At 54.8% G+C, this 19751-nt stretch carries 17 protein-coding genes and 1 other annotated feature; of the genes, 8 read left to right on the top strand and 9 right to left on the bottom strand.

Annotation, left to right across the window (positions count from 1 at the left end):
- The first annotated feature begins 204 nt into the window (after positions 1-204).
- Positions 205-555 (top strand): hypothetical protein, encoded by a 351-nt coding sequence (locus tag HMPREF0201_RS15305; RefSeq protein WP_016537647.1) that lies wholly within the window; start codon positions 205-207, stop codon positions 553-555.
- 156 nt (positions 556-711) lie between these two features.
- On the opposite strand, the gene htpG is transcribed toward HMPREF0201_RS15305, so the two are convergent.
- The 3 genes from htpG to HMPREF0201_RS15320 form a co-directional block, all read right to left on the bottom strand.
- Positions 712-2586 carry a molecular chaperone HtpG gene (gene htpG / locus HMPREF0201_RS15310; protein WP_039899387.1) on the bottom strand — a complete coding sequence of 625 codons (1875 nt, stop codon included), beginning with the start codon at positions 2584-2586 and terminating at the stop codon, positions 712-714.
- 110 nt (positions 2587-2696) lie between these two features.
- On the bottom strand, positions 2697-3302 hold the full coding sequence (recR, locus tag HMPREF0201_RS15315; protein WP_039898577.1) for a recombination mediator RecR: 606 nt from the start codon (positions 3300-3302) through the stop codon (positions 2697-2699).
- A 103-nt stretch (positions 3303-3405) separates the two neighbouring features.
- Positions 3406-4275 carry a pirin family protein gene (locus HMPREF0201_RS15320; protein ID WP_039898579.1) on the bottom strand — a complete coding sequence of 290 codons (870 nt, stop codon included), beginning with the start codon at positions 4273-4275 and terminating at the stop codon, positions 3406-3408.
- Positions 4276-4384: 109 nt separating this feature from the next.
- On the opposite strand from HMPREF0201_RS15320, the gene HMPREF0201_RS15325 reads away from it, so the two are divergent.
- Positions 4385-5290 carry a LysR family transcriptional regulator gene (locus HMPREF0201_RS15325; RefSeq protein ID WP_016537651.1) on the top strand — a complete coding sequence of 302 codons (906 nt, stop codon included), beginning with the start codon at positions 4385-4387 and terminating at the stop codon, positions 5288-5290.
- A 46-nt stretch (positions 5291-5336) separates the two neighbouring features.
- Here the strand turns inward: HMPREF0201_RS15325 and HMPREF0201_RS15330 are convergent, their stop codons facing one another.
- The 4 genes from HMPREF0201_RS15330 to HMPREF0201_RS15345 all read right to left on the bottom strand — a co-directional run bounded on the left by HMPREF0201_RS15330 (position 5337) and on the right by HMPREF0201_RS15345 (position 9004).
- Positions 5337-5666, bottom strand: coding sequence for a YbaB/EbfC family nucleoid-associated protein (locus tag HMPREF0201_RS15330; RefSeq protein ID WP_016537652.1), 330 nt, complete (start codon positions 5664-5666; stop codon positions 5337-5339).
- Between the two features lie 86 nt (positions 5667-5752).
- Entirely contained in the window at positions 5753-7678 is a 1926-nt protein-coding gene (gene dnaX, locus HMPREF0201_RS15335) for a DNA polymerase III subunit gamma/tau (protein WP_039898582.1), read from the bottom strand.
- Positions 6353-6417: a sequence feature (DnaX frameshifting element), on the bottom strand. It overlaps the preceding gene by 65 nt.
- A gap of 244 nt (positions 7679-7922) precedes the next feature.
- Positions 7923-8474: an adenine phosphoribosyltransferase gene (gene apt, locus HMPREF0201_RS15340; protein WP_016537655.1), complete on the bottom strand. Its 552-nt coding sequence runs from the start codon at positions 8472-8474 to the stop codon at positions 7923-7925.
- A gap of 161 nt (positions 8475-8635) precedes the next feature.
- Positions 8636-9004 carry a DUF454 family protein gene (locus tag HMPREF0201_RS15345; RefSeq protein ID WP_016537656.1) on the bottom strand — a complete coding sequence of 123 codons (369 nt, stop codon included), beginning with the start codon at positions 9002-9004 and terminating at the stop codon, positions 8636-8638.
- 35 nt (positions 9005-9039) lie between these two features.
- Here HMPREF0201_RS15345 and priC point away from each other — a divergent pair, with 35 nt between their 5' ends.
- Positions 9040-9576 (top strand): primosomal replication protein PriC, encoded by a 537-nt coding sequence (gene priC / locus HMPREF0201_RS15350; RefSeq protein WP_016537657.1) that lies wholly within the window; start codon positions 9040-9042, stop codon positions 9574-9576.
- A 23-nt stretch (positions 9577-9599) separates the two neighbouring features.
- Positions 9600-9758 carry a pleiotropic regulatory protein RsmS gene (gene rsmS / locus HMPREF0201_RS22625; RefSeq protein WP_016537658.1) on the top strand — a complete coding sequence of 53 codons (159 nt, stop codon included), beginning with the start codon at positions 9600-9602 and terminating at the stop codon, positions 9756-9758.
- A gap of 9 nt (positions 9759-9767) precedes the next feature.
- On the opposite strand, the gene mscK is transcribed toward rsmS, so the two are convergent.
- Positions 9768-13136 carry a mechanosensitive channel MscK gene (gene mscK / locus HMPREF0201_RS15355; RefSeq protein WP_016537659.1) on the bottom strand — a complete coding sequence of 1123 codons (3369 nt, stop codon included), beginning with the start codon at positions 13134-13136 and terminating at the stop codon, positions 9768-9770.
- Between the two features lie 150 nt (positions 13137-13286).
- Positions 13287-13925, bottom strand: a complete 639-nt coding sequence (gene acrR, locus HMPREF0201_RS15360) for a multidrug efflux transporter transcriptional repressor AcrR (RefSeq protein ID WP_016537660.1) — start codon at positions 13923-13925, stop codon at positions 13287-13289.
- 143 nt (positions 13926-14068) lie between these two features.
- On the opposite strand from acrR, the gene acrA reads away from it, so the two are divergent.
- The 4 genes from acrA (at position 14069) to HMPREF0201_RS15380 (ending at position 19621) form a co-directional block, all read left to right on the top strand.
- Positions 14069-15268: a multidrug efflux RND transporter periplasmic adaptor subunit AcrA gene (gene acrA, locus HMPREF0201_RS15365; protein WP_016537661.1), complete on the top strand. Its 1200-nt coding sequence runs from the start codon at positions 14069-14071 to the stop codon at positions 15266-15268.
- 22 nt (positions 15269-15290) lie between these two features.
- A complete protein-coding gene (acrB, locus tag HMPREF0201_RS15370) occupies positions 15291-18440 on the top strand; it encodes a multidrug efflux RND transporter permease subunit AcrB (RefSeq protein ID WP_016537662.1) in 3150 nt (1049 codons plus the stop codon).
- Positions 18441-19002: 562 nt separating this feature from the next.
- The gene (gene tomB / locus HMPREF0201_RS15375) at positions 19003-19377 is read left to right on the top strand and encodes an Hha toxicity modulator TomB (RefSeq protein WP_016537663.1); all 375 of its coding nucleotides are present in this window, start codon (positions 19003-19005) and stop codon (positions 19375-19377) included.
- A gap of 28 nt (positions 19378-19405) precedes the next feature.
- Positions 19406-19621, top strand: a complete 216-nt coding sequence (locus HMPREF0201_RS15380) for an HHA domain-containing protein (RefSeq protein ID WP_008460299.1) — start codon at positions 19406-19408, stop codon at positions 19619-19621.
- Positions 19622-19751: the final 130 nt, after the last annotated feature.

Raw genomic sequence — 19751 nt, forward strand, 5'->3', positions numbered from 1 at the left:
CAGCCAGACATCGTTTTTTCTCTACAGGCATCGACCTGCTCCAGGATTATTCGTAGATCCTGCCGGATTGATAAAAAGGGTGGGCTATATATATAAGGTTTATGTGCGGCAATTATAATCACGCTCAATACGGTCGGGCGTCTGCATAAGACACCGGGCTGCCAACAAGGACGCACTATTTTGCTACGAGGAAGAGCACCTGCCATGAATAAAACCTTAATCGCCCTCACCTGTTGTTTTCTGTTAAGCGGCTGCGCGTCGCAGTGGGTAAAAACTCGCAGCAATGCGCAAGAGTACACAACCTCACGCGCAACCTGTGAAACCCAGTCTCAGCAGGCTTTCCCGGTGAGAAACGAGGTTGCACAGCGTACTAAGTACACGACTTACTATGAAGCCTGCACCAAGAAAGATGATTGTGACGGAGAGAAAACTCGGGCGGTAAAAAAGCCGGAGATTGAAAGCTATGTGATGGACGTAAATAGCGAAAGCCGCGACAAGTTATTTTATCAGTGCATGGAACTCAAAGGCTGGGAAAGCAAGATCCAGTGGCTGTAATGCCTGAAATTCAACGTCAAATATCGGCATTGCGGACTGAGAAATAACCTTACTTTTTTAATTAATTTATTTTCAGGCGATTGCTGCGCCCAATAATTTAAGTAAAAAAAACCACCTGACGATGCAGGTGGTTTTTTATCAGCTTATCAACGCAGCTCAGGAAACCAGCAGCTGGTTCATGCGGCGAATAAACTGGTTCGGATCTTCCAGCTGCCCGCGCTCGGCCAGCAGAGCCTGGTCAAGCAGCAGCTCAACCCACTCGCCGAACTGCGCGTCATCCTGGGTATCGGCAACGCGTTTCACCAGCGCGTGCTCAGGGTTCAGCTCGAAGATGTATTTCACCTCAGGCACTTCCTGGCCCGCCGCGGCGAACAGCTTCGCCATCTGGGTGCTCATATCGTTGCTGTCGGTGGTGACAATCGCCGGCGTGTCCGTCAGGCGGTGAGTTAAACGCACCTCTTTCACACGCTCACCCAGCAGGGACTTCACGCGATCAACGAACGGCTCAAGCGCCTTTTCGGCTTCTTTCGCTTCTTCAGTTTCTTCGTCCGCCAGTTTCTCCAGCGACTCGTCCGTTTTGCTCACGGACTGGAAAGCTTTGCCGTCAAATTCGGTCAGGTAGCTCATCATCCATTCATCGATGCGGTCGGAAAGCAGCAGTACCTCGATGCCTTTCTTACGCAGCAGTTCCAGATGCGGGCTGCTCTTCGCCGCCGCGTAGCTGTCTGCGGTGATGTAATAGATTTTCTCCTGCCCTTCTTTCATGCGGGAGACATACTCTTCCAGCGACACGGTCTGCGCGGCAGAGTCGGTATGCGTGGTGGCAAAGCGCAGCAGTTTAGCAATGGCTTCCTGGTTAGCGCTGTCTTCCGCCGGGCCTTCTTTCAGCACCAGGCCGAAGCTTTTCCAGAAGGTCTGGTATTTCTCGGCGTCGTCTTTAGCCAGCTTGTCCAGCATTTGCAGTACACGTTTGCTCAACGCGCTACGCAGGTTTTGCGTCACGCGGCTGTCCTGCAGGATTTCACGAGAGACGTTCAGCGGCAGGTCGTTGGAATCTATCAGGCCGCGAACAAAGCGCAGGTAGTTCGGCATGAACTGCTCGGCATCGTCCATGATAAACACGCGCTGCACGTACAGCTTCAGACCGTGTTTATGGTCACGATTCCACATATCCCACGGTGCCTGGGAAGGGATATACAGCAGGCTGGTGTATTCCTGCTTACCTTCCACGCGGTTGTGGCTCCACGTCAGCGGGTCGGTGAAGTCGTGAGCGATGTGCTTGTAGAACTCTTTGTATTCGTCTTCGCTAACTTCAGATTTGCTGCGGGTCCACAGCGCCTGAGCTTTGTTGATTTTTTCCCAGCTGACGATGGTTTCACCGTCTTTCTCTTCGTGCTGTTCAATCTCAACCGGCAGAGCGATATGGTCGGAATATTTGCTGATGATAGAGCGCACGCGCCAGTCATCGAGGAACTCGTCTTCGCCTTCGCGCAGATGCAGGGTGATTTCAGTGCCGCGATCGGCTTTTTCGATGTCGGCAACGGTGTACTCGCCCGCACCTTCAGACTCCCAGAACACACCCTGATCCGCGCTGGCGCCAGCGGCGCGGGTACGGACGGTAACTTTGTCCGCCACGATAAACGCGGAGTAGAAGCCGACGCCGAACTGGCCAATCAGCTGGCTGTCTTTAGCCTGATCGGAACCCATAGATTCGAGGAAAGCTTTGGTGCCTGATTTGGCGATAGTGCCCAGGTGGTCAATCACTTCATCGCGGGTCATGCCGATGCCGTTATCGGCGATGGTCAGCGTGCGTTTATCTTTGTCGAAGGAAACACGAACGCGCAGCTCGCCGTCGCCTTCATACAGATTAGCGTCCGACAGCGCGCGGAAACGCAGCTTGTCTGCCGCATCGGAGGCGTTGGAGATCAGTTCACGCAGGAAGATTTCTTTATTTGAATAAAGAGAGTGGATCATCAGGTGCAGAAGCTGTTTTACCTCTGACTGAAAACCGCGGGTCTCTTGTCCTTTCATGGTCATTGATACCTCAACAAAATCAAACGGGATGAAGAAAACGTTGAGGTGGATATGGTAGCGATTTGTGCCTTTTCAAGCAGGAGGAGGGAAAAACCTCCCCCGACCGATTAAAAATTAATCTTGTGGCGACCCACCAGCGAATGCGAGAGCGTGGTGCCGTCCACCATTTCAAGTTCGCCGCCGACCGGCACGCCGTGGGCGATACGGCTGGCTTCCACGCCGTACTGGGCACAAAGTTCGCCGATATAGTTTGCGGTGGCTTCGCCTTCCACCGTTGGATTGGTGGCGAGGATAACCTCTTTCATCTGCTCGCTGGCCAGGCGCTGCTCAAGACGATCGAGGCCGATATCGTTCGGGCCGATGCCGTCCAGCGGCGACAGATGCCCCATCAGCACAAAATAGCGGCCTGAGAACTGGCCGGTCTGCTCGATGGCGTGAATATCCGCCGGGCTTTCAACCACGCAAATCTGGCCGTTTTCCTGGCGACGCGGGTTAGAGCAAATGGAGCAAACTTCCTGCTCGGTAAAAGTGCGGCAGTCCGCGCAGTGGCCGATTTCCGACATCGCTCGGGTCAGCGCCTGGGCAAGACGCATACCGCCGCTGCGGTCACGCTGCAACAGGGCAAAAGCCATGCGCTGGGCTGATTTTGGGCCGACGCCGGGCAGGCAGCGCAGGGATTCCATAAGGGCTGAAAGTAAAGGGCTGGTTTGCATCGCTCAGACTTGTGTGGAAAAAGTGGGGTATAGCCTAACATTAGCCCCGCGAGCGGGTATAGGAAAAGATATCCCCCGCACGATTGCTCGCCGGGGGATAATTTTATGCGATGTCTTTGCCGAAACGTCCCTGATTGAAATCATCGATAGCCTGATGAATTTCCTCTTTGCTGTTCATCACAAACGGGCCGTAACCGACAACAGGCTCATTCAGCGGCTCGCCGGTAAGCACCAGGACAACCGCATCATTGTTGGCTTCAAGGGTTACGCTATCGCCTTTGGAGTCCAGCACCACCAGTTGCGCTTCGCGAACCACTTCTTCGCCGTTAACCAGCACCGTGCCTTTCAGCACCACCAGCGCGGTATTCCAGCCATCCTGCAATTCAAGCCGGGTTACGCCCCGTGCGTTAAGGCGCAGATCCCAGATGCCCAGCGGCGAAAAGGTTCTGGCCGGGCCGTTGCTGCCCGCAAACTCACCGGCAATAACCCGGACGCTACCCGCATTGTCCGGCAGGGCAACGACCGGAATATCGGCGTCGGTAATCGGCTGGTAATGCGGTGCCGTCATTTTGTCTTTCGCCGGGAGGTTCACCCACAGCTGCGCCATTTCCAGAGTGCCGCCCGCTTCGCTAAAAGCAGGAGAGTGATACTCTTCGTGCAGAATACCGCTCCCGGCGGTCATCCACTGCACGTCGCCCTCGCCAATTACGCCGCCATTACCGGCGTTATCCCGGTGGGCCACCTCACCTTTATAAACAATAGTGACGGTCTCAAAGCCGCGATGCGGATGCTGATCCACGCCGCGCTGGCCTTTATTGCTCGGCTTAAACTCGGCCGGGCCAGCGTAGTCCAGCAGCAAAAACGGGCTAAGCTGCTGGGCAAATTTCGAGTAAGAGAACAAAGAACGCACCGGGAAACCATCGCCCACCCAGTGGGAAGCCGGAGCCGTGTATACGCCAAGAATTGATTTCATGATCCTTCTCCACATGCATTGTTTCTGATGTCATAAAGCTTACCCGTAAGACGCCAGGCCCGGTAGAGTGCTAAAGTAGACTCAGTGTTCCATAATCAGGACAATAGAGATGCAGGATTTAAACGACCTCTGGTACTTCGTGCAGGTGGTGGAACACGGAGGCTTTTCGCCCGCCAGCCGAGTTATTGGCATCCCCAAGTCGCGCCTTAGCCGCCGCATAGCGCTGCTTGAAGAGAGGCTGGAAACTCGCCTGCTCCAGCGCTCAACGCGCAGCTTTACCGTGACCGAAGCCGGGCAAATTTTCTACCGCCACTGCAAAGCGATGATGATTGAAGCAGAAGCGGCGCAGGAAGCTATCGACACCCTGAAAGCCGAGCCGCGCGGCCTTATTCGCCTCACCTGCCCGATTGCGCTGCTGCATATCCATGTGGGCGCTATGCTGGCAGGCTTTATGAATAAATACCCGCAGATAACCCTCCAGTTGGAGGAGACCAACCGCAGGGTAGACGTGCTGAATGAAAACGTGGATTTAGCCATTCGCGTGCGCCCGCTGCCGCTGGACGACAGCGATTTAGTGATGCGCAAGCTGGCGGTGCGCAGCCTGTGCCTGGTCGCCAGCCCGAAGCTGGTTGAGCAGTTCGGCATGCCCGCCTCCCCCGCGGATTTACAGAGCTGGCCCAGCCTCGCCCTTGACAGACCGCAGCAAACCTACCGCTGGTGCCTGCTTGGGCCAGAGGGCCAGGAAGCGACGATCCATCACCAGCCGCGTTTTATTACTACCGATATGATTGCGCTGCGCACCGCGGCGCAGGAAGGCGTGGGCGTGATACAGCTGCCAAAACTGATGCTGCGAGAACAGCTAGCCAACGGAAGCCTGGTTCATGTGCTGCCTGAATGGCGGGCGCGGGCGGAGATAATTCATCTGGTCTTCCCCTCCAGGCGCGGGCAATTACCGGCCGTGCGGGCGCTAATAGATTATCTGGCGGAGCGTTACGAGGAGCTGGGGGAGGAATAACTGTGGGCTCCCTTCTCCGGGAAGGAGAAGGGAATTTACGGCAAAATCAGAATGGCATTTTGAAGCCAGGCGGCAGCTGCATGCCGCTGGAAACGCCGGCCATTTTCTCTTTCTGCGCTTCGCCAATACGACGAGCCGCATCGTTGAACGCCGCGGCAACGAGGTCTTCGACCATCTCTTTGTCGTCTTCCAACAGGCTTGGGTCGATTTCAACGCGGCGGCAGTTATGCGCCCCGTTGATGGTCACTTTCACCAGGCCCGCGCCGGACTCGCCGGTGACTTCCATGTTGGCGATTTCTTCCTGAGCTTCAGCCATTTTTTCCTGCATCTGCTGGGCCTGCTTCATCAGGTTACCCAGACCGCCTTTTCCAAACATAATATTCTCTCTTTCGTCGGGCCAGCCCTCGCGGAATGCGGGAGTGGCTATCGGGGTTTTACACTATGCCGCCTAAAAACGGCATATCAAATTGGGCGAATACTATCTTCATCCAGCTCGGCATCAAAGAATCTTTGCAAAGTCTGAATATTGCTGTCGCTGCTCATTGACTCGCGAGCCTGCGCCAGCTTCTCTTCATAGATAGCCTGGCGCCACTCCAGAGGAGTACGGCGAGCCTGGTTCTCATCTTCAATAATAGTCAGTTCTACGGCCTCGCCATGGAGCGAACTCATGGCATCTGCCAGCGTTTTTTGCGCCGATGGCGAGTTTAAATGGCGCTGGCCGGGACGTAAATGCAGACAAACCCGATTTCCGTCCTGCTCTTTCCAGGCGTTCAGCGCCAGCTGCTGCACCAGCTTTGGCAGTACCAGCTTATCTATCTCGGCCGCCCATTCGTCGCGTTCAAGAGACTCTGCCGCCAGCTTTTGCGCCAGCTCAGGGGTCTTCTCATGCTCCAGCGCCTTTTTCAACGCTTTGGGCGTGGCTACCGGCTCCGGCACCACTTCAACCGGATTCTGCGACTTCCAGCGGTAGGCTTCCGGCTTAGCCGGTTTTTCCGGCACGGACGGCGCGGGGCGCGACTGAACGCGCTCGGTCACCGAGGCCAGACGTTCCAGCGCGGAACTCTTTGCCGGCCGCGCTAGTCTTTGCGCCGCCGGCTCATTCTTTTTTGCTTTGTCAGCCTCCTGCTGGCGCATCAGCTGGCTGCGCGCCTGGAGGATTTGGCTGGTTGAGTCCGGTAACGCTGCGGCTTCCCGGTTCGGCGGTGGAGCCGCCTGAGGCCTGGCAGCAGGCTGAACCGCAGCCTGGTTAACCACCGGAATGGCCGCCGCCTGGCGCGGGACTTCCGGCTCCGACAGCGGTTTACGCGGGTGGAACGCCAGGGCACGCAGCAGCGTCATTTCAACGCCCATGCGCCTGTCCGGGGCCCAGGGTAATTCTTTGCGGCCAATCAGCAGCGTCTGGTAATAAAGCTGTACGTCGGCGGGAGGCACAACGCGGGCCAGCTCGCGCATACGCTGCTCAATCGCCGCCATGTCGCTGCCCAAAGCGGACGGCGAAAGCTGAACCATGGCAACGCGGTGCAGCAGGGCGGACATCTCTACCAGCAGCGCTTCCCACTCGATACCGCGTGCGGCGGCGTCGTTCAGCAGGGCCATCACACGCTGCCCGTCGGCATGTACCATCGCCTCAATCAGCGACAGCGCCTGGTCATCGTCAAGGGTGCCGAGCATCGCGCTGACGGCGGCGGTTGTTACCTGCCCGTCCCCGCTGGCAATCGCCTGATCCGTCAGGCTCAGAGCGTCACGCAGGCTGCCGTCGGCGGCGCGGGCAAGCAGTTGCAAAGCCCGTGGCTCGCTGGCTACTTTCTCTTCGCCAAGAATGTGCTCCAGCTGATGGCGGATCTGTTCGACATCCAGCGCTTTCAGGTGGAATTGCAGGCAGCGGGAAAGAATGGTCACCGGCAGCTTTTGCGGATCGGTGGTTGCCAGCAGGAATTTTACGTGCGGAGGCGGCTCTTCCAGCGTCTTCAACAAGGCGTTGAAGCTGTGGCGGGAAAGCATATGAACTTCGTCAATCAGGTAGACTTTAAAGCGGCCACGCGCCGGAGCGTACTGGACGTTATCCAGCAGGTCACGGGTGTCTTCAACCTTGGTGCGCGAAGCGGCGTCTATCTCAATCAGGTCAACAAAGCGACCCTGTTCGATTTCCCGGCAGTTATCGCACACGCCGCACGGCGTGGCGGTAATCCCGGTTTCACAATTCAGCCCTTTCGCCAGCAGGCGGGCGATAGAGGTTTTCCCCACCCCGCGGGTGCCGGAAAAGAGATACGCATGATGAATGCGGCCCAGCGACAAACCATTAGCCAGCGCGGTCAGTACGTGTTGCTGGCCGACAACATCAGCAAAAGTTTGTGGGCGCCATTTGCGGGCTAAGACCTGGTAGCTCATCTGGAGTTAGGCTCTGGTTCGCGGGAAAGGTGAATCGAGGGGGTAATGCTACCACAAGCCCCGCCTGCTGGGCGAGGCTTGAGATATCTGACTGGGTATCGGGTGTTAAAAGCATTCTCTGCGCTTTAATAAAGCAAAGGATATGAACTTTTGACTTACCCAAACGCCTAAAAACCACGTTTTTGGGCGTTTGCCACCACGCTAAAGCCCCGCCTGATGGGCGAGGCTTGCAGGTCAGAGAAGCTTAGTGGCCCGGGAACGGCACCAGGCAGAAGCTTTTCACGCCCATTTTCTCAAGGCGCTGCTCGCCGCCGAGGTCAAACAGGTTGATAACGAAGGCCGCATCGGTCACTTCGCCACCCAGGCGACGGATAAGTTTTACCGTTGCTTCGATAGTGCCGCCGGTCGCCAGCAGATCGTCCACCACCAGCACTTTATCGCCCGGTTGGATGGCATCAACGTGGATTTCCAGGCTGTCGGTGCCGTATTCCAGCTCGTAGCTTTCGGCAATGGTTTCACGCGGCAGTTTACGCGGCTTGCGCACAGGGATGAAACCCACGCCAAGCTCCAGCGCAACCGGCGCACCGAACAGGAAGCCACGCGCTTCGGTGCCGACAACTTTAGTGATGCCCGCATCTTTAAAGCGCGAAACTAACAGAGCAATACTGGTGGCGTATGCTTTCGGATCTTCCAGCAAGCTGGTAACGTCACGGAACAGGATCCCTGGCTTTGGATAATCAGGAACGCTTTTAATGCTGTTTTTGAGATATTCAAGCTGCTGCGCAGTCGCGGTCATTGGTTTATGCCTGCTAAAAACATGATACTAAACAGGGTACGCTTTTGGCTGGTAGATGCACTACTGGTTAACGCTTAACCGCCCGTACCCGTGCTCGAAAACGCTCGAATTTACTGGCAGCCAGCGACAAATGCAACAGCTTCGGCTGCGGTTTGCTGCTTTTATTGCTTTTCGTCAACCACCGGGATGCGCCAGATAAATATTAGCAGCGCGCAGAGGATAACCAACAGCAAAACTCTCACCCACGGTATCTCCACCAGCCACAGCGAAACGGCGAAGGTGATGAGAATAAAAATAATCGCTCGCGGCTTTGCGCCAGGAGGCATCGCCCGGTGCTGCTGCCAGTAGCGCAAATAGCTGCCGAACCACGAGCGGTAAAGCAGCCAGTGATGAAAACGCGGCGATGAGTTAGCAAAACACCATGCGGCCAGCAGCAGGAAAGGCGTAGTCGGCAGTAAAGGCAGCACCACGCCAAGCGTTGCCAGCACTACCGCCAGCCAGCCGATGATGATTAAAATAATACGCTTCATGCCTTTACCCCTGACAATCCCTGGAGAGCCATTTTGTGAAAACCGCGTCGCTGTTACAAGCCCTGGAAGCTCGCGTTAGCGAGCTGGCGGCGGCCGTTGAGCCGGTTGCTTTGCAGCGAGCCTCCCAGGCCCGCTTCGACCGCAAGCTCTTCCAGACCCACAGCACCCAGCTTAAAGATTATTTGCACGAGGCTCAGGCTAATCTCGCCCAGCTCCAGCTTAGCGTCAGCCACGGGAAAACCGACCAGGTGGCGTTTATCGCCGAAAAACTGGTCGCGCAAATTGCCGCTTTACAGAGGGAACTAGCCACCGCGCACCTGCGTAAAACAGAGCCGCAGCAAAAAGCGCAGGAAAACCTCTACGAAAAGCTGGCCACGCACCAGGATTATGAGCGCAGGCTGCTGGCGATGGTCAACGACCGCGAGAGCCAGCACGCCGCGCAAACCACGCTTGCCGGGCAGCAAAAACTCCAGCGCGAAATCGCCGCAATGGAAGGCCGCCTGCAACGTTGCCGCCAGGCTCTGGCTCGTATAGAGCGGGCGATTGAACGGCGCGAACGCGGTTTAAGTTAACTCAAAAACGGTAAGGAAAGCGGATGTCTTTAGAGAACGCCCCGGACGAGGTCAAACTGGCCGTCGACTTGATTATGCTGCTTGAGCAGCACCAAATCCCCAACCATACCGTCCTCGCGGCGCTGGAAATCGTGCGGGATGATTTTCTGCGTAAACAGCGGGAAGAAACCTCTTCCCGCTAGTTTTTACCCTTAGTCAGAAGGCGGCAGCAGCCTGCCGCTTTTGCCCAGGTCACGCTTCACTTCGGTCAGCTCTTCGCCCTTCTCATTGTGCAGATGCACCTCGAGCTGGTTGAAGGCGATATTGATGTTGTTTTCGCGGCACAGCCTGTCGATTGCGCGGTTCAGCTCGTCAACGGTGATACTGCGGTCGCGCAGTTCACGCACGTATAAACGCAGCTCGTGGTCGAGCGTGCTGGCGCCAAAGGTGGTGAAGTACACCGACGGCTCAGGGTCATGCATCACGCGCGGGTGTTCCATTGCCGCCTTCAGCAGTACCTCTTTCACCTTGTCGAGGTCAGACCCGTAGGCCACGCCGAGCTTGATAACCACGCGGGTAATGGTGTCGGTCAACGACCAGTTGATCAGCCGCTCGGTCACAAACGCCTTGTTCGGGATAATCACCTCTTTGCGGTCAAAGTCGGTAATCGTCGTGGCGCGAATACGAATTTTGCTGACGCTGCCGGAGAAGGTGCCGATGGTCACGGTATCGCCGATGCGCACCGGGCGTTCGAACAGAATAATCAGGCCGGAAACGAAGTTACCGAAGATTTCCTGTAGCCCGAAGCCCAGACCAACGGACAGCGCCGCCGCCAGCCATTGCAGCTTATCCCAGGATACGCCGAGCGAACCAAACACCGTCATCGCCCCGATAACGATAATCGCATAGTTGAGAATGGTGGTGATGGCGTAAGAAGCCCCCTGGCGCATTTTCAGGCGCGAGAGCACCAGCACTTCCAGCAGGCCCGGTAAGTTGCGGATCAGCGCCCAGGCCACCATCGCGGCGACCAGCGCAAACAGCAGGCTGCCCATGGTGACGTTTCGCATCACCGTCGTTCCGGCTTCGCTGCCGGTGTAGTGCCACAGCACGATGCTGTCGAGGTAGGCAAAGACCGTGATTAAATCAGACCAGATGGCGTAAAACACCAGGCCAAACAGCGCGAACATCAGCAGCATAGTGAGGCGCATGGTCTGCTGGTTAATCTGATCGAGCGCTAACGGCGGCTCTTCTACCGGCTCGGCACCTTCCGCGCCCTCCTTCACCATGTTCTGGCGGCGGGCCAGCGCACGGCGATAGGCAATACGCCGCGCCGCCACGCTCAGGCCGCGGATCACGGTCTGGTGGATCAGGTTCCAGATAATTACCAGGTAAACGGTGTCTATCCAGCGGTTAGCCAGGCGCAGCGTGGTGTAGAAATAGCCGGTAGCCGTCAGCACCAGCAGCGCGACCGGCACCACGGAGAGCACGGTAATTGTCACCAGCCGCAGCGGATGTGACTCTTTGTCGCGCCAGTTATCGCGACACATCGGGATAACCAGGCCGGTGATCAGCAGCAGGTTAAGGAAAATCATAAACTGCCCGAGCACGTCGTCCATCAGGTGCAGCGGCGACAGCTCGCCGACCACCGACCAGAACAGCAGCGGCAGTAGCGCAAAGCTAATGCGCACAATCTGGCGACGATAGTGGCGGGTCAGATCCTGCGGCATATTGAACCAGGTCACCGCCAGGCCACGGCTGCCAAGGATGCGCCACGCCATACCGAACACCAGCCAGAACAGCGCCAGCTCTTTAGCAAATGCCCACAGCAGCTCGCTGATATTGGTTTGCATAAACAGCACCACCAGCCCAACGGCAAGGATAGCCATGGTCAGCGGCAGCACTTTCAGGAAGTTAAGCAGAATCGCTTTCGGGGTATTCAGCTGGCTGTCGGTGCGTAATTGCCCGACCTCGGAGGCGAGTTTTGCCAGCCGCTTGTCGATCCATTTATAGCGCCAGCGCAGCAGCCCTGCGAGCAGCAATAAAGGCAAGGCGGTAAACAGCGACATGAACAGCCCATCCAGCACTTTGTGCCAGGTGATATCCAGCTTCATTGCTTTGATTTGGCCGTGCAGCGCACCCGGGAAGGATTTGATCCACTCCCAGTTCATCGGTTTGTTACTGTTTACCCAGAAGATTTGCTGGGTCAGCATTTTTTGCAGACTGGTGCTGACGCTCATCAGCTGCTGCTGGTTGATTTGCAGGTTTATCGCCATCATCAGCTGGTTGCCGAGCTGCTTATTCAGCTGGTCCAGCAGTTCACGGCGCATATCCACCACCTGCATCAGGGCGTCATGAACTTCGTCATTAACCTCGTTCTTATGCCCTTCTTCTATTTTCCCAACGTAGCTGTCGCTCTGGAACATCGCATCGCGCTGCTGGTTGATATCAAACTGCTCGAGGCGCAGGTCGGCGATGCGGTTGGTCAAATCCTCAAGCTCGTCGGCGGACGGCAGAGTTTGCTGCTGCTGGTAGAGAATACGCGACAGCAGCAGGCTGCCTTTCAGGACCGAAATTTGTTCTTTTAGATTGCGCTCAGACTGGAGCGCCCGGTCGAGCCAGTTCTTCACCCGAATATTACGCTGAACCAGTTCGTTACCGCTCTGCGTGGCGTTGATAAGGCGCTGGCTAAGCTGATGGTTAACGTCCAACTCCTGGCGCACCAGCGGGTTGTTTTGGATAGCGCTGGCGTCGTCCGGGGTGACCGCTTCCTGCGCGGTCTTCTCGGTGAGGGTCAAACGTTTATTGTTGACCGACTCCTGCAGCAGTTGCAGGGAATGCTCCAGCTGGTTGATATTCGCCGTGGTGTAGTCACGCTGTTTCTGGAGCGCATCCTGCAACACGGTATTGCCCTCAAGACTTTTACGCTGCTGCTCTATCTGAGCGTTGAGCAGCGCCTGCTGCACCAGCAGCATATTCTGCTGGCTTGGCCGCAGCGTGGCCTCGCCCGGCGTGGTGCCGTTCAGCCGGTTACGAACCTGCAACAGCTGCTGGGAAGCGCTATACATCGCGTTCTGCACGCGTTCGGGCTGAGTCTGCAACGAGACAAGCTGGCTGTTATAAGTCGAGAGATCGTTATTCGCCGCCTGGAGCTGGTCCAGCACCGTGGTTAAGCGGGCCTCCAGCTGGCGTAAAGAGAGAGTGCTCAGCGTTTTGCGCGTGGCCTCATCATCGTTCGGCTCGCTCAGAGAGTTAAGCGCATCCGTCGCCTGCTTCAGCTTGTCCGGCGCCTGGGCCACGGTGGTTTTCAGCTGAGCGGTCTCCTGCTTCACGCGGTCGAGCTTGTCCAGCATCTCGAGCGTGTCGGAGAGATCTTTCTGCGTCAGCTTGTCGTCGGCAGTGAGGTTTTTTTGCTTGTTCAGCGAGTCCAGCTGCGACTGTACTTCCGCCCGAGCGGGAAGATCGCCGTTGTTCTGCGCCGCCTGTGCCGCGTGGAAAGGCAGCAGGATGGAAGCAAAAAGAAACAGGAACAGAATAAACGCGGAACGGGAAGTCCGCGACGGAGCGTTGTGCTGCTTTGTCATGATTGAGTCGTTACGGTGCTGCGCATGTGATTGCCAGCTAAAAGTAAGAGGTCACGGGAGAGGCGCAGAATAGCACGGCTTTTGGGCGCAGAATAGCGAACGCCTTCGGAGGAGTCTCAATTCAGGGAACCGCTAAAGTGGAGAGAGGAATTACGCCGGTTTATGCAGTGTCGGACAAAACTGGAACATCTCCAGCAATATGGCCACATAGTCCGGAGCTTTAGCATGTAAATCAAAGCTTTCCGGGGAAACGAGCCAGTTTTCAATCAGCCCGGTTATGTAGCTACGCAATATTATCACGGCGTGGGGGATGCGCAGGCTGGACGGCAGTTTTCCGGCATCAATGCAGCGCTGAAGGCTGGCTTCGATGCGCTCATTTCCTTCCATATAAAGCGTGCGCCTCGCCTGCTGCAATACTTCAAGTTCGCCAACAAACTCGCACTTGTGGAAGATGATTTCGGTCATCAATCGACGGCGCTCTTCTGAAACCGTCGCCTGTAGGATATAAATCAGTAATTCTCTTACAACAGACAGTGGATCGTCTGGATATTTTGCCCGATACTCAATCTCTAAGTCACCGATACTTGATTCGGTCAGCTCCCAGATTTCACTAAACAATTCCGACTTATTTTTGAAATGCCAGTAGATAGCACCACGCGTTACCCCAGCAGCCTGAGCGATATCCGCAAGCGAAGTCGCTGAAACGCCCTGCTGTGAAAACAGGCGGATCGCTACATCGAGGATGTGCTGGCGGGTTTCAAGCGCCTGAGCTTTGGTTTTTCGTGCCATATGTCGGTGAATTTACTTTAGTCAGATTTACATACATTTGTGAACGTATGTACCATAGCACGACGATAATATAAACGCAGCAATGGGTTTGTGGACATTTGATCCATTGAACAACTTTGAAATCGGACACTCGAGGTTTACATATGAACAAAAACAGAGGGTTTACGCCTCTGGCGGCCGTTCTGATGCTCTCAGGCAGCTTAGCGCTTACAGGATGTAACGACAAAGAGACTCAACAGAGTGCGCCGCACGCCCCTGAAGTGGGTGTAGTGACTCTGAAAAGCGCGCCATTGCAGATAACTACAGAACTTCCTGGACGCACCAGCGCTTATCGCATTGCTGAAGTTCGCCCTCAGGTTAGCGGCATCATCCTGAAGCGTAACTTTACCGAAGGCAGTGATATTCAGGCCGGTGTTTCGCTTTATCAGATTGACCCTGCGACCTATCAAGCTGCGTACGATAGCGCCAAAGGCGATCTGGCTAAGGCTCAGTCCAGCGCCAACATCGCGCAGTTAACCGTTAAGCGTTATCAAAAACTGCTGGGCACTCAGTACATCAGCCAGTCCGACTACGACCAGGCCGTGGCAACCGCTCAGCAGGCTAATGCTGATGTGGTAGCCGCCAAAGCTGCGGTAGAAACCGCTCGTATCAACCTGGCCTACACCAAAGTGACCTCGCCTATCAGCGGCCGCATTGGTAAGTCTTCGGTGACCGAAGGCGCGCTGGTGACCAGCGGGCAGACTAACGCCCTGGCAACCGTACAGCAGCTTGACCCAATCTATGTGGATGTTACCCAGTCCAGCGACGACTTCCTGCGCCTTAAGCAGGAGCTGGCGGACGGCAAGCTGAAACAGGAAAACGGCAAAGCTAAAGTTCAGCTGATGACCAACAACGGTACGGCCTATCCGCAGGAAGGAACACTGGAATTCTCCGAAGTGACCGTAGACCAAACCACCGGTTCTATTACCCTGCGTGCCATCTTCCCTAACCCGGACAAATCGCTGCTGCCCGGCATGTTTGTTCGCGCCAAGCTGGAAGAAGGGGTTAACCCGAACGCCATTCTGGTTCCGCAGCAGGGGGTCACTCGTACTCCACGCGGCGATGCCTCTGCAATGGTTGTAGGCAAAGATGACAAAGTTGAAGTCCGCCAGCTGACGACCAGCCAGGCGATCGGCGACAAGTGGCTGGTGACCGATGGGTTACAAAATGGCGACCGCGTTATCGTTACCGGTCTGCAGAAAGTAAAACCGGGTGTTCAGGTAAAAGCGCAGGAAGTTGCGGAAGACAATAAAGGCCAACAGCAACAAGCCGCAGGCGCGCAGTCAGAACAACCGAAGTCTTAACTTAAACAGGAGCCGTTAAGACATGTCTAAGTTTTTTATCGATCGCCCCATCTTTGCCTGGGTAATCGCCATCATCATTATGTTGGCGGGTGCGCTCGCGATAATGAAATTGCCCATCGCGCAATATCCAACGATTGCGCCACCGGCAATTCAGATCTCGGCAAACTACCCGGGTGCAGATGCTAAGACGGTACAGGATACCGTAACGCAGGTTATCGAACAGAACATGAACGGTATCGATGGCCTGCTTTATATGTCCTCTACCAGTGATTCCTCTGGTACTGTTCAGATAACCATTACCTTCGACTCCGGCACCGACGCGGATATCGCGCAGGTACAGGTTCAGAACAAATTACAGCTGGCTATGCCGCTGCTGCCGCAGGAAGTGCAGCAGCAGGGTGTTAGCGTCGAGAAGTCCTCGAGCAGCTTCCTGATGGTTCTCGGTATGATTAATACCGACGGCACCATGAACCAGGAAGATATCGCGGACTACGTTGGCGCGACCATCAAAGACCCGGTAAGCCGTACTCCCGGCGTAGGTGACGTGCAGCTGTTTGGTGCTCAGTACGCAATGCGTATCTGGATGGACCCGAACAAACTGAACAACTACCAGCTAACGCCTGTTGACGTGATTAACGCTATTAAAGCGCAAAACGCCCAGGTAGCGGCCGGTCAGCTCGGCGGGACTCCGCCGGTGAAAGGCCAGCAGTTAAACGCCTCCATCATCGCGCAAACCCGCCTCAAGTCTGCCGATGAGTTCAGCAAAATCCTGATGAAGGTGAACCCGGATGGTTCCCGCGTCCTGCTGAAAGACGTAGCAAAAGTTGAGCTTGGCGGCGAAAACTACGACGTTATCGCCCGCTACAACGGCCAGCCGGCTTCCGGCCTGGGGATTAAGCTGGCCACCGGTGCTAACGCCCTGGATACCGCCGAGGCGGTACGTGCCACCGTTGAAAAACTGGAGCCGTTCTTCCCGGCCGGTCTGAAAGTGGTTTACCCGTACGACACCACGCCGTTCGTTAAGATTTCCATTAACGAAGTGGTGAAAACGCTGGTGGAAGCCATCGTGCTGGTGTTCCTGGTTATGTATCTGTTCCTGCAGAACTTCCGGGCAACGCTGATTCCAACCATTGCCGTACCGGTGGTTCTGCTCGGGACATTCGCCATCCTTGCCGCCTTTGGCTATTCGATAAACACCCTGACGATGTTCGGCATGGTGTTGGCGATAGGCCTGCTGGTGGATGACGCCATCGTTGTAGTAGAAAACGTTGAGCGCGTTATGGTGGAAGATGGACTCCCGCCGAAGGAAGCAACGCGTAAATCAATGGGCCAGATTCAGGGCGCCCTGGTGGGTATCGCGATGGTGCTGTCCGCGGTATTTATCCCGATGGCGTTCTTCGGCGGTTCTACCGGCGCAATCTACCGTCAGTTCTCGATTACTATCGTCTCCGCGATGGTGCTGTCGGTGCTGGTGGCGATGATCCTGACGCCGGCACTCTGTGCGACCATGCTTAAGCCAATCCCGAAAGGTCATCACGATGACAAGAAAGGGTTCTTCGGCTGGTTCAACAGAATGTTCGAGAAGAGCACGCATCACTATACCGACAGCGTCGGTAACATCCTGCGTAGCACCGGCCGTTATCTGGTTCTGTACCTGATTATCGTCGTGGGCATGGCCTTCCTGTTTGTTCGTCTGCCAAGCTCGTTCCTGCCGGACGAAGACCAGGGCGTACTGCTGGCGATGGCTCAGTTGCCTGCCGGTGCGACCCAGGAACGTACGCAGAAAGTGCTGGATGAGGTGAACGACTACTTCCTGACCAAAGAGAAAGCGAACGTTAATTCGGTATTTACCGTTAACGGCTTCGGCTTCTCCGGTCGCGGCCAGAACACCGGCCTGGCGTTCGTTTCTCTGAAAGACTGGAGCGAGCGTTCGGGTGAAGAGAACAAAGTTCCGGCCATTGCAGGCCGTGCTATGGGAACCTTCTCGCAGATTAAAGATGCGATGGTATTTGCCTTCAACCTGCCTGCGATTGTTGAACTGGGTACCGCAACCGGCTTTGACTTCCAGCTGATTGACCAGGCAAACCTTGGCCACGAAAAACTCACTCAGGCTCGTAACCAGCTGTTTGGGATGATTGCCCAGCACCCTGACCTGCTGGTTGGCGTGCGCCCGAACGGCCTGGAAGATACACCGCAGTTTAAAATCGATATCGACCAGGAAAAAGCGCAGGCGCTGGGGGTATCCATCACCGATATCAACACCACGCTGGGCTCGGCCTGGGGCGGTAGCTACGTCAATGACTTTATTGACCGCGGCCGCGTGAAGAAAGTGTATGTGATGGCTGAAGCGCCATACCGTATGCTGCCGAGCGATATTGGCAACTGGTACGTTCGTGGCTCCTCCGGCCAGATGGTGCCGTTCTCCGCGTTTTCTACTTCGCGCTGGGAATACGGTTCACCTCGTCTGGAACGTTACAACGGTCTGCCATCGATGGAGATTCTTGGCCAGGCAGCACCGGGTAAAAGTACCGGTGAAGCAATGGACATGATGGAGCAACTGGCGGCGAAACTGCCAACCGGTATCGGCTTTGACTGGACGGGCATGTCCTACCAGGAACGCCTGTCCGGCAACCAGGCCCCTGCCCTGTATGCCATTTCGCTTATCGTTGTCTTCCTGTGTCTGGCGGCATTGTACGAGAGCTGGTCTATTCCATTCTCCGTCATGCTGGTTGTTCCGCTTGGGGTATTCGGTGCGCTGCTGGCCGCCACCCTGCGCGGCCTGACCAACGACGTGTACTTCCAGGTAGGCCTGCTGACAACCATTGGCTTGTCGGCGAAGAACGCGATACTTATCGTGGAATTCGCCAAAGATCTGATGGAGAAAGAAGGCAAAGGCCTGATAGAAGCGACTCTGGATGCGGTTCGTATGCGTCTGCGTCCGATTCTGATGACATCTCTGGCATTTATCCTCGGGGTAATGCCGCTGGTTATCAGTACCGGGGCAGGTAGTGGCGCACAGAACGCAGTAGGTACCGGCGTAATGGGCGGGATGGTTACCGCAACCGTGCTGGCTATCTTCTTCGTACCGGTGTTCTTCGTGGTGGTTCGCCGCCGCTTCAGCCGCAAGAATGAAGATATTGAACATGCGCATCCGGTAGAACACCACCAGTAAGCCGTTCAATCGCATAACAAAAGGCCGCTTATAGCGGCCTTTTTTATTTATAAAGAAACCGATTTCAGCCGGCATTTAATGATTTTATTATCACCGCCGATTATTCCTATACCGAACAATTTGTTCGCTATATAAGACTTTGTGGGCAATTAAATAAATCTTAACTGCTCGTTAATTCGTGGGCTATAGAACAATAAAAACCGAATCATGCGTTTATTTAAGAATATTCTTACGAACTCACACCGCTATATGCAAATATATATAGCGATTTTAACATTGTATTAACCGGCTGAAAGTTATAAATATTGTTAAGTTTTTCTTAATTTATTTCCGATGATTTAAGTTAAAATTCATACTATCTTCTTAATTCACATTTAGTAACGTATTACGGGTTTTTAATTTAATTGTAATTTTTCGTTAGAGCAGCATGAAATCCAGCCAATATTGATTTATAGTTACAGCACATGTAATAATCGTGGCAACAGTTCTTCACCTCTTCAGGTGTGTCCACCGCAACCCGTTATGTTTATCATTCGTTGTATCGATAAAGGGGGCAAGCATTATGGACGAATACTCACCAAAGCGGCACGACATTGCGCAGCTTAAGTTCCTCTGTGAGAGTCTGTATCACGACTGCCTTACCAATCTTGGTGAGAGCAATCATGGATGGGTTAATGATCCGACATCGGCCATTAACCTTCAGCTGAATGAATTGATTGAACACATTGCTGCCTCGGCGCTTAATTACAAGATTAAGTATCCGGATGAAAGCAAGCTGATAGAACAGATTGATGAATACCTGGACGACACTTTCATGTTATTTAGCAATTACGGCATTAATGCTCAGGATCTGCAAAGATGGCGTAAATCGGGGAATCGCTTGTTCCGCTGCTTCGTCACTGAAAGCCGTGCTAATCCAGTAAGCCACTCGTTCTAAAAATATTAAAAACACTTAAGGCTAATTTATGACTACAAAACTGACCAAGACTGATTATTTGATGCGCCTGCGGCGTTGTCAGACTATTGATACGCTGGAACGCGTTATTGAAAAGAATAAATACGAATTATCGGATAATGAGCTGGCGGTATTTTATTCAGCAGCCGATCACCGCCTGGCCGAACTCACGATGAATAAGCTGTATGATAAAATCCCACCCTCTGTATGGAAATTCATTCGTTAATTACAGTGTGTTTTTAAATAATAATTAATATTAAAGTTTATCTATTGTTATTGCCTGGCTTATATCTGCTGCTTTTTTGTGCAAACGCCATACTCCACGCTCAATCGGTTAAACATCGCCAAAGCGCAAC

It is taken from the genome of Cedecea davisae DSM 4568 (genome assembly GCF_000412335.2).
In the GTDB taxonomy this organism is placed as follows: Bacteria; Pseudomonadota; Gammaproteobacteria; order Enterobacterales; family Enterobacteriaceae; genus Cedecea; species Cedecea davisae.

Excerpts from the sequence above, each read along its gene's own strand:
- HMPREF0201_RS15320 (WP_039898579.1), bottom strand. The coding sequence starts at position 4,275 with ATGAAATCAATTCTTGGCGTATACACGGCTCCGGCTTCCCACTGGGTG.
- dnaX (WP_039898582.1), bottom strand. The coding sequence starts at position 7,678 with ATGAGCTACCAGGTCTTAGCCCGCAAATGGCGCCCACAAACTTTTGCT.
- acrB (WP_016537662.1), top strand. The coding sequence starts at position 15,291 with ATGTCTAAGTTTTTTATCGATCGCCCCATCTTTGCCTGGGTAATCGCC.
- HMPREF0201_RS15330 (WP_016537652.1), bottom strand. The coding sequence starts at position 5,666 with ATGTTTGGAAAAGGCGGTCTGGGTAACCTGATGAAGCAGGCCCAGCAG.
- HMPREF0201_RS15345 (WP_016537656.1), bottom strand. The coding sequence starts at position 9,004 with ATGAAGCGTATTATTTTAATCATCATCGGCTGGCTGGCGGTAGTGCTG.
- acrR (WP_016537660.1), bottom strand. The coding sequence starts at position 13,925 with ATGGCACGAAAAACCAAAGCTCAGGCGCTTGAAACCCGCCAGCACATC.
- acrA (WP_016537661.1), top strand. The coding sequence starts at position 14,069 with ATGAACAAAAACAGAGGGTTTACGCCTCTGGCGGCCGTTCTGATGCTC.
- HMPREF0201_RS15380 (WP_008460299.1), top strand. The coding sequence starts at position 19,406 with ATGACTACAAAACTGACCAAGACTGATTATTTGATGCGCCTGCGGCGT.
- rsmS (WP_016537658.1), top strand. The coding sequence starts at position 9,600 with ATGTCTTTAGAGAACGCCCCGGACGAGGTCAAACTGGCCGTCGACTTG.
- HMPREF0201_RS15305 (WP_016537647.1), top strand. The coding sequence starts at position 205 with ATGAATAAAACCTTAATCGCCCTCACCTGTTGTTTTCTGTTAAGCGGC.
- htpG (WP_039899387.1), bottom strand. The coding sequence starts at position 2,586 with ATGAAAGGACAAGAGACCCGCGGTTTTCAGTCAGAGGTAAAACAGCTT.
- apt (WP_016537655.1), bottom strand. The coding sequence starts at position 8,474 with ATGACCGCGACTGCGCAGCAGCTTGAATATCTCAAAAACAGCATTAAA.
- mscK (WP_016537659.1), bottom strand. The coding sequence starts at position 13,136 with ATGACAAAGCAGCACAACGCTCCGTCGCGGACTTCCCGTTCCGCGTTT.
- tomB (WP_016537663.1), top strand. The coding sequence starts at position 19,003 with ATGGACGAATACTCACCAAAGCGGCACGACATTGCGCAGCTTAAGTTC.
- HMPREF0201_RS15325 (WP_016537651.1), top strand. The coding sequence starts at position 4,385 with ATGCAGGATTTAAACGACCTCTGGTACTTCGTGCAGGTGGTGGAACAC.
- recR (WP_039898577.1), bottom strand. The coding sequence starts at position 3,302 with ATGCAAACCAGCCCTTTACTTTCAGCCCTTATGGAATCCCTGCGCTGC.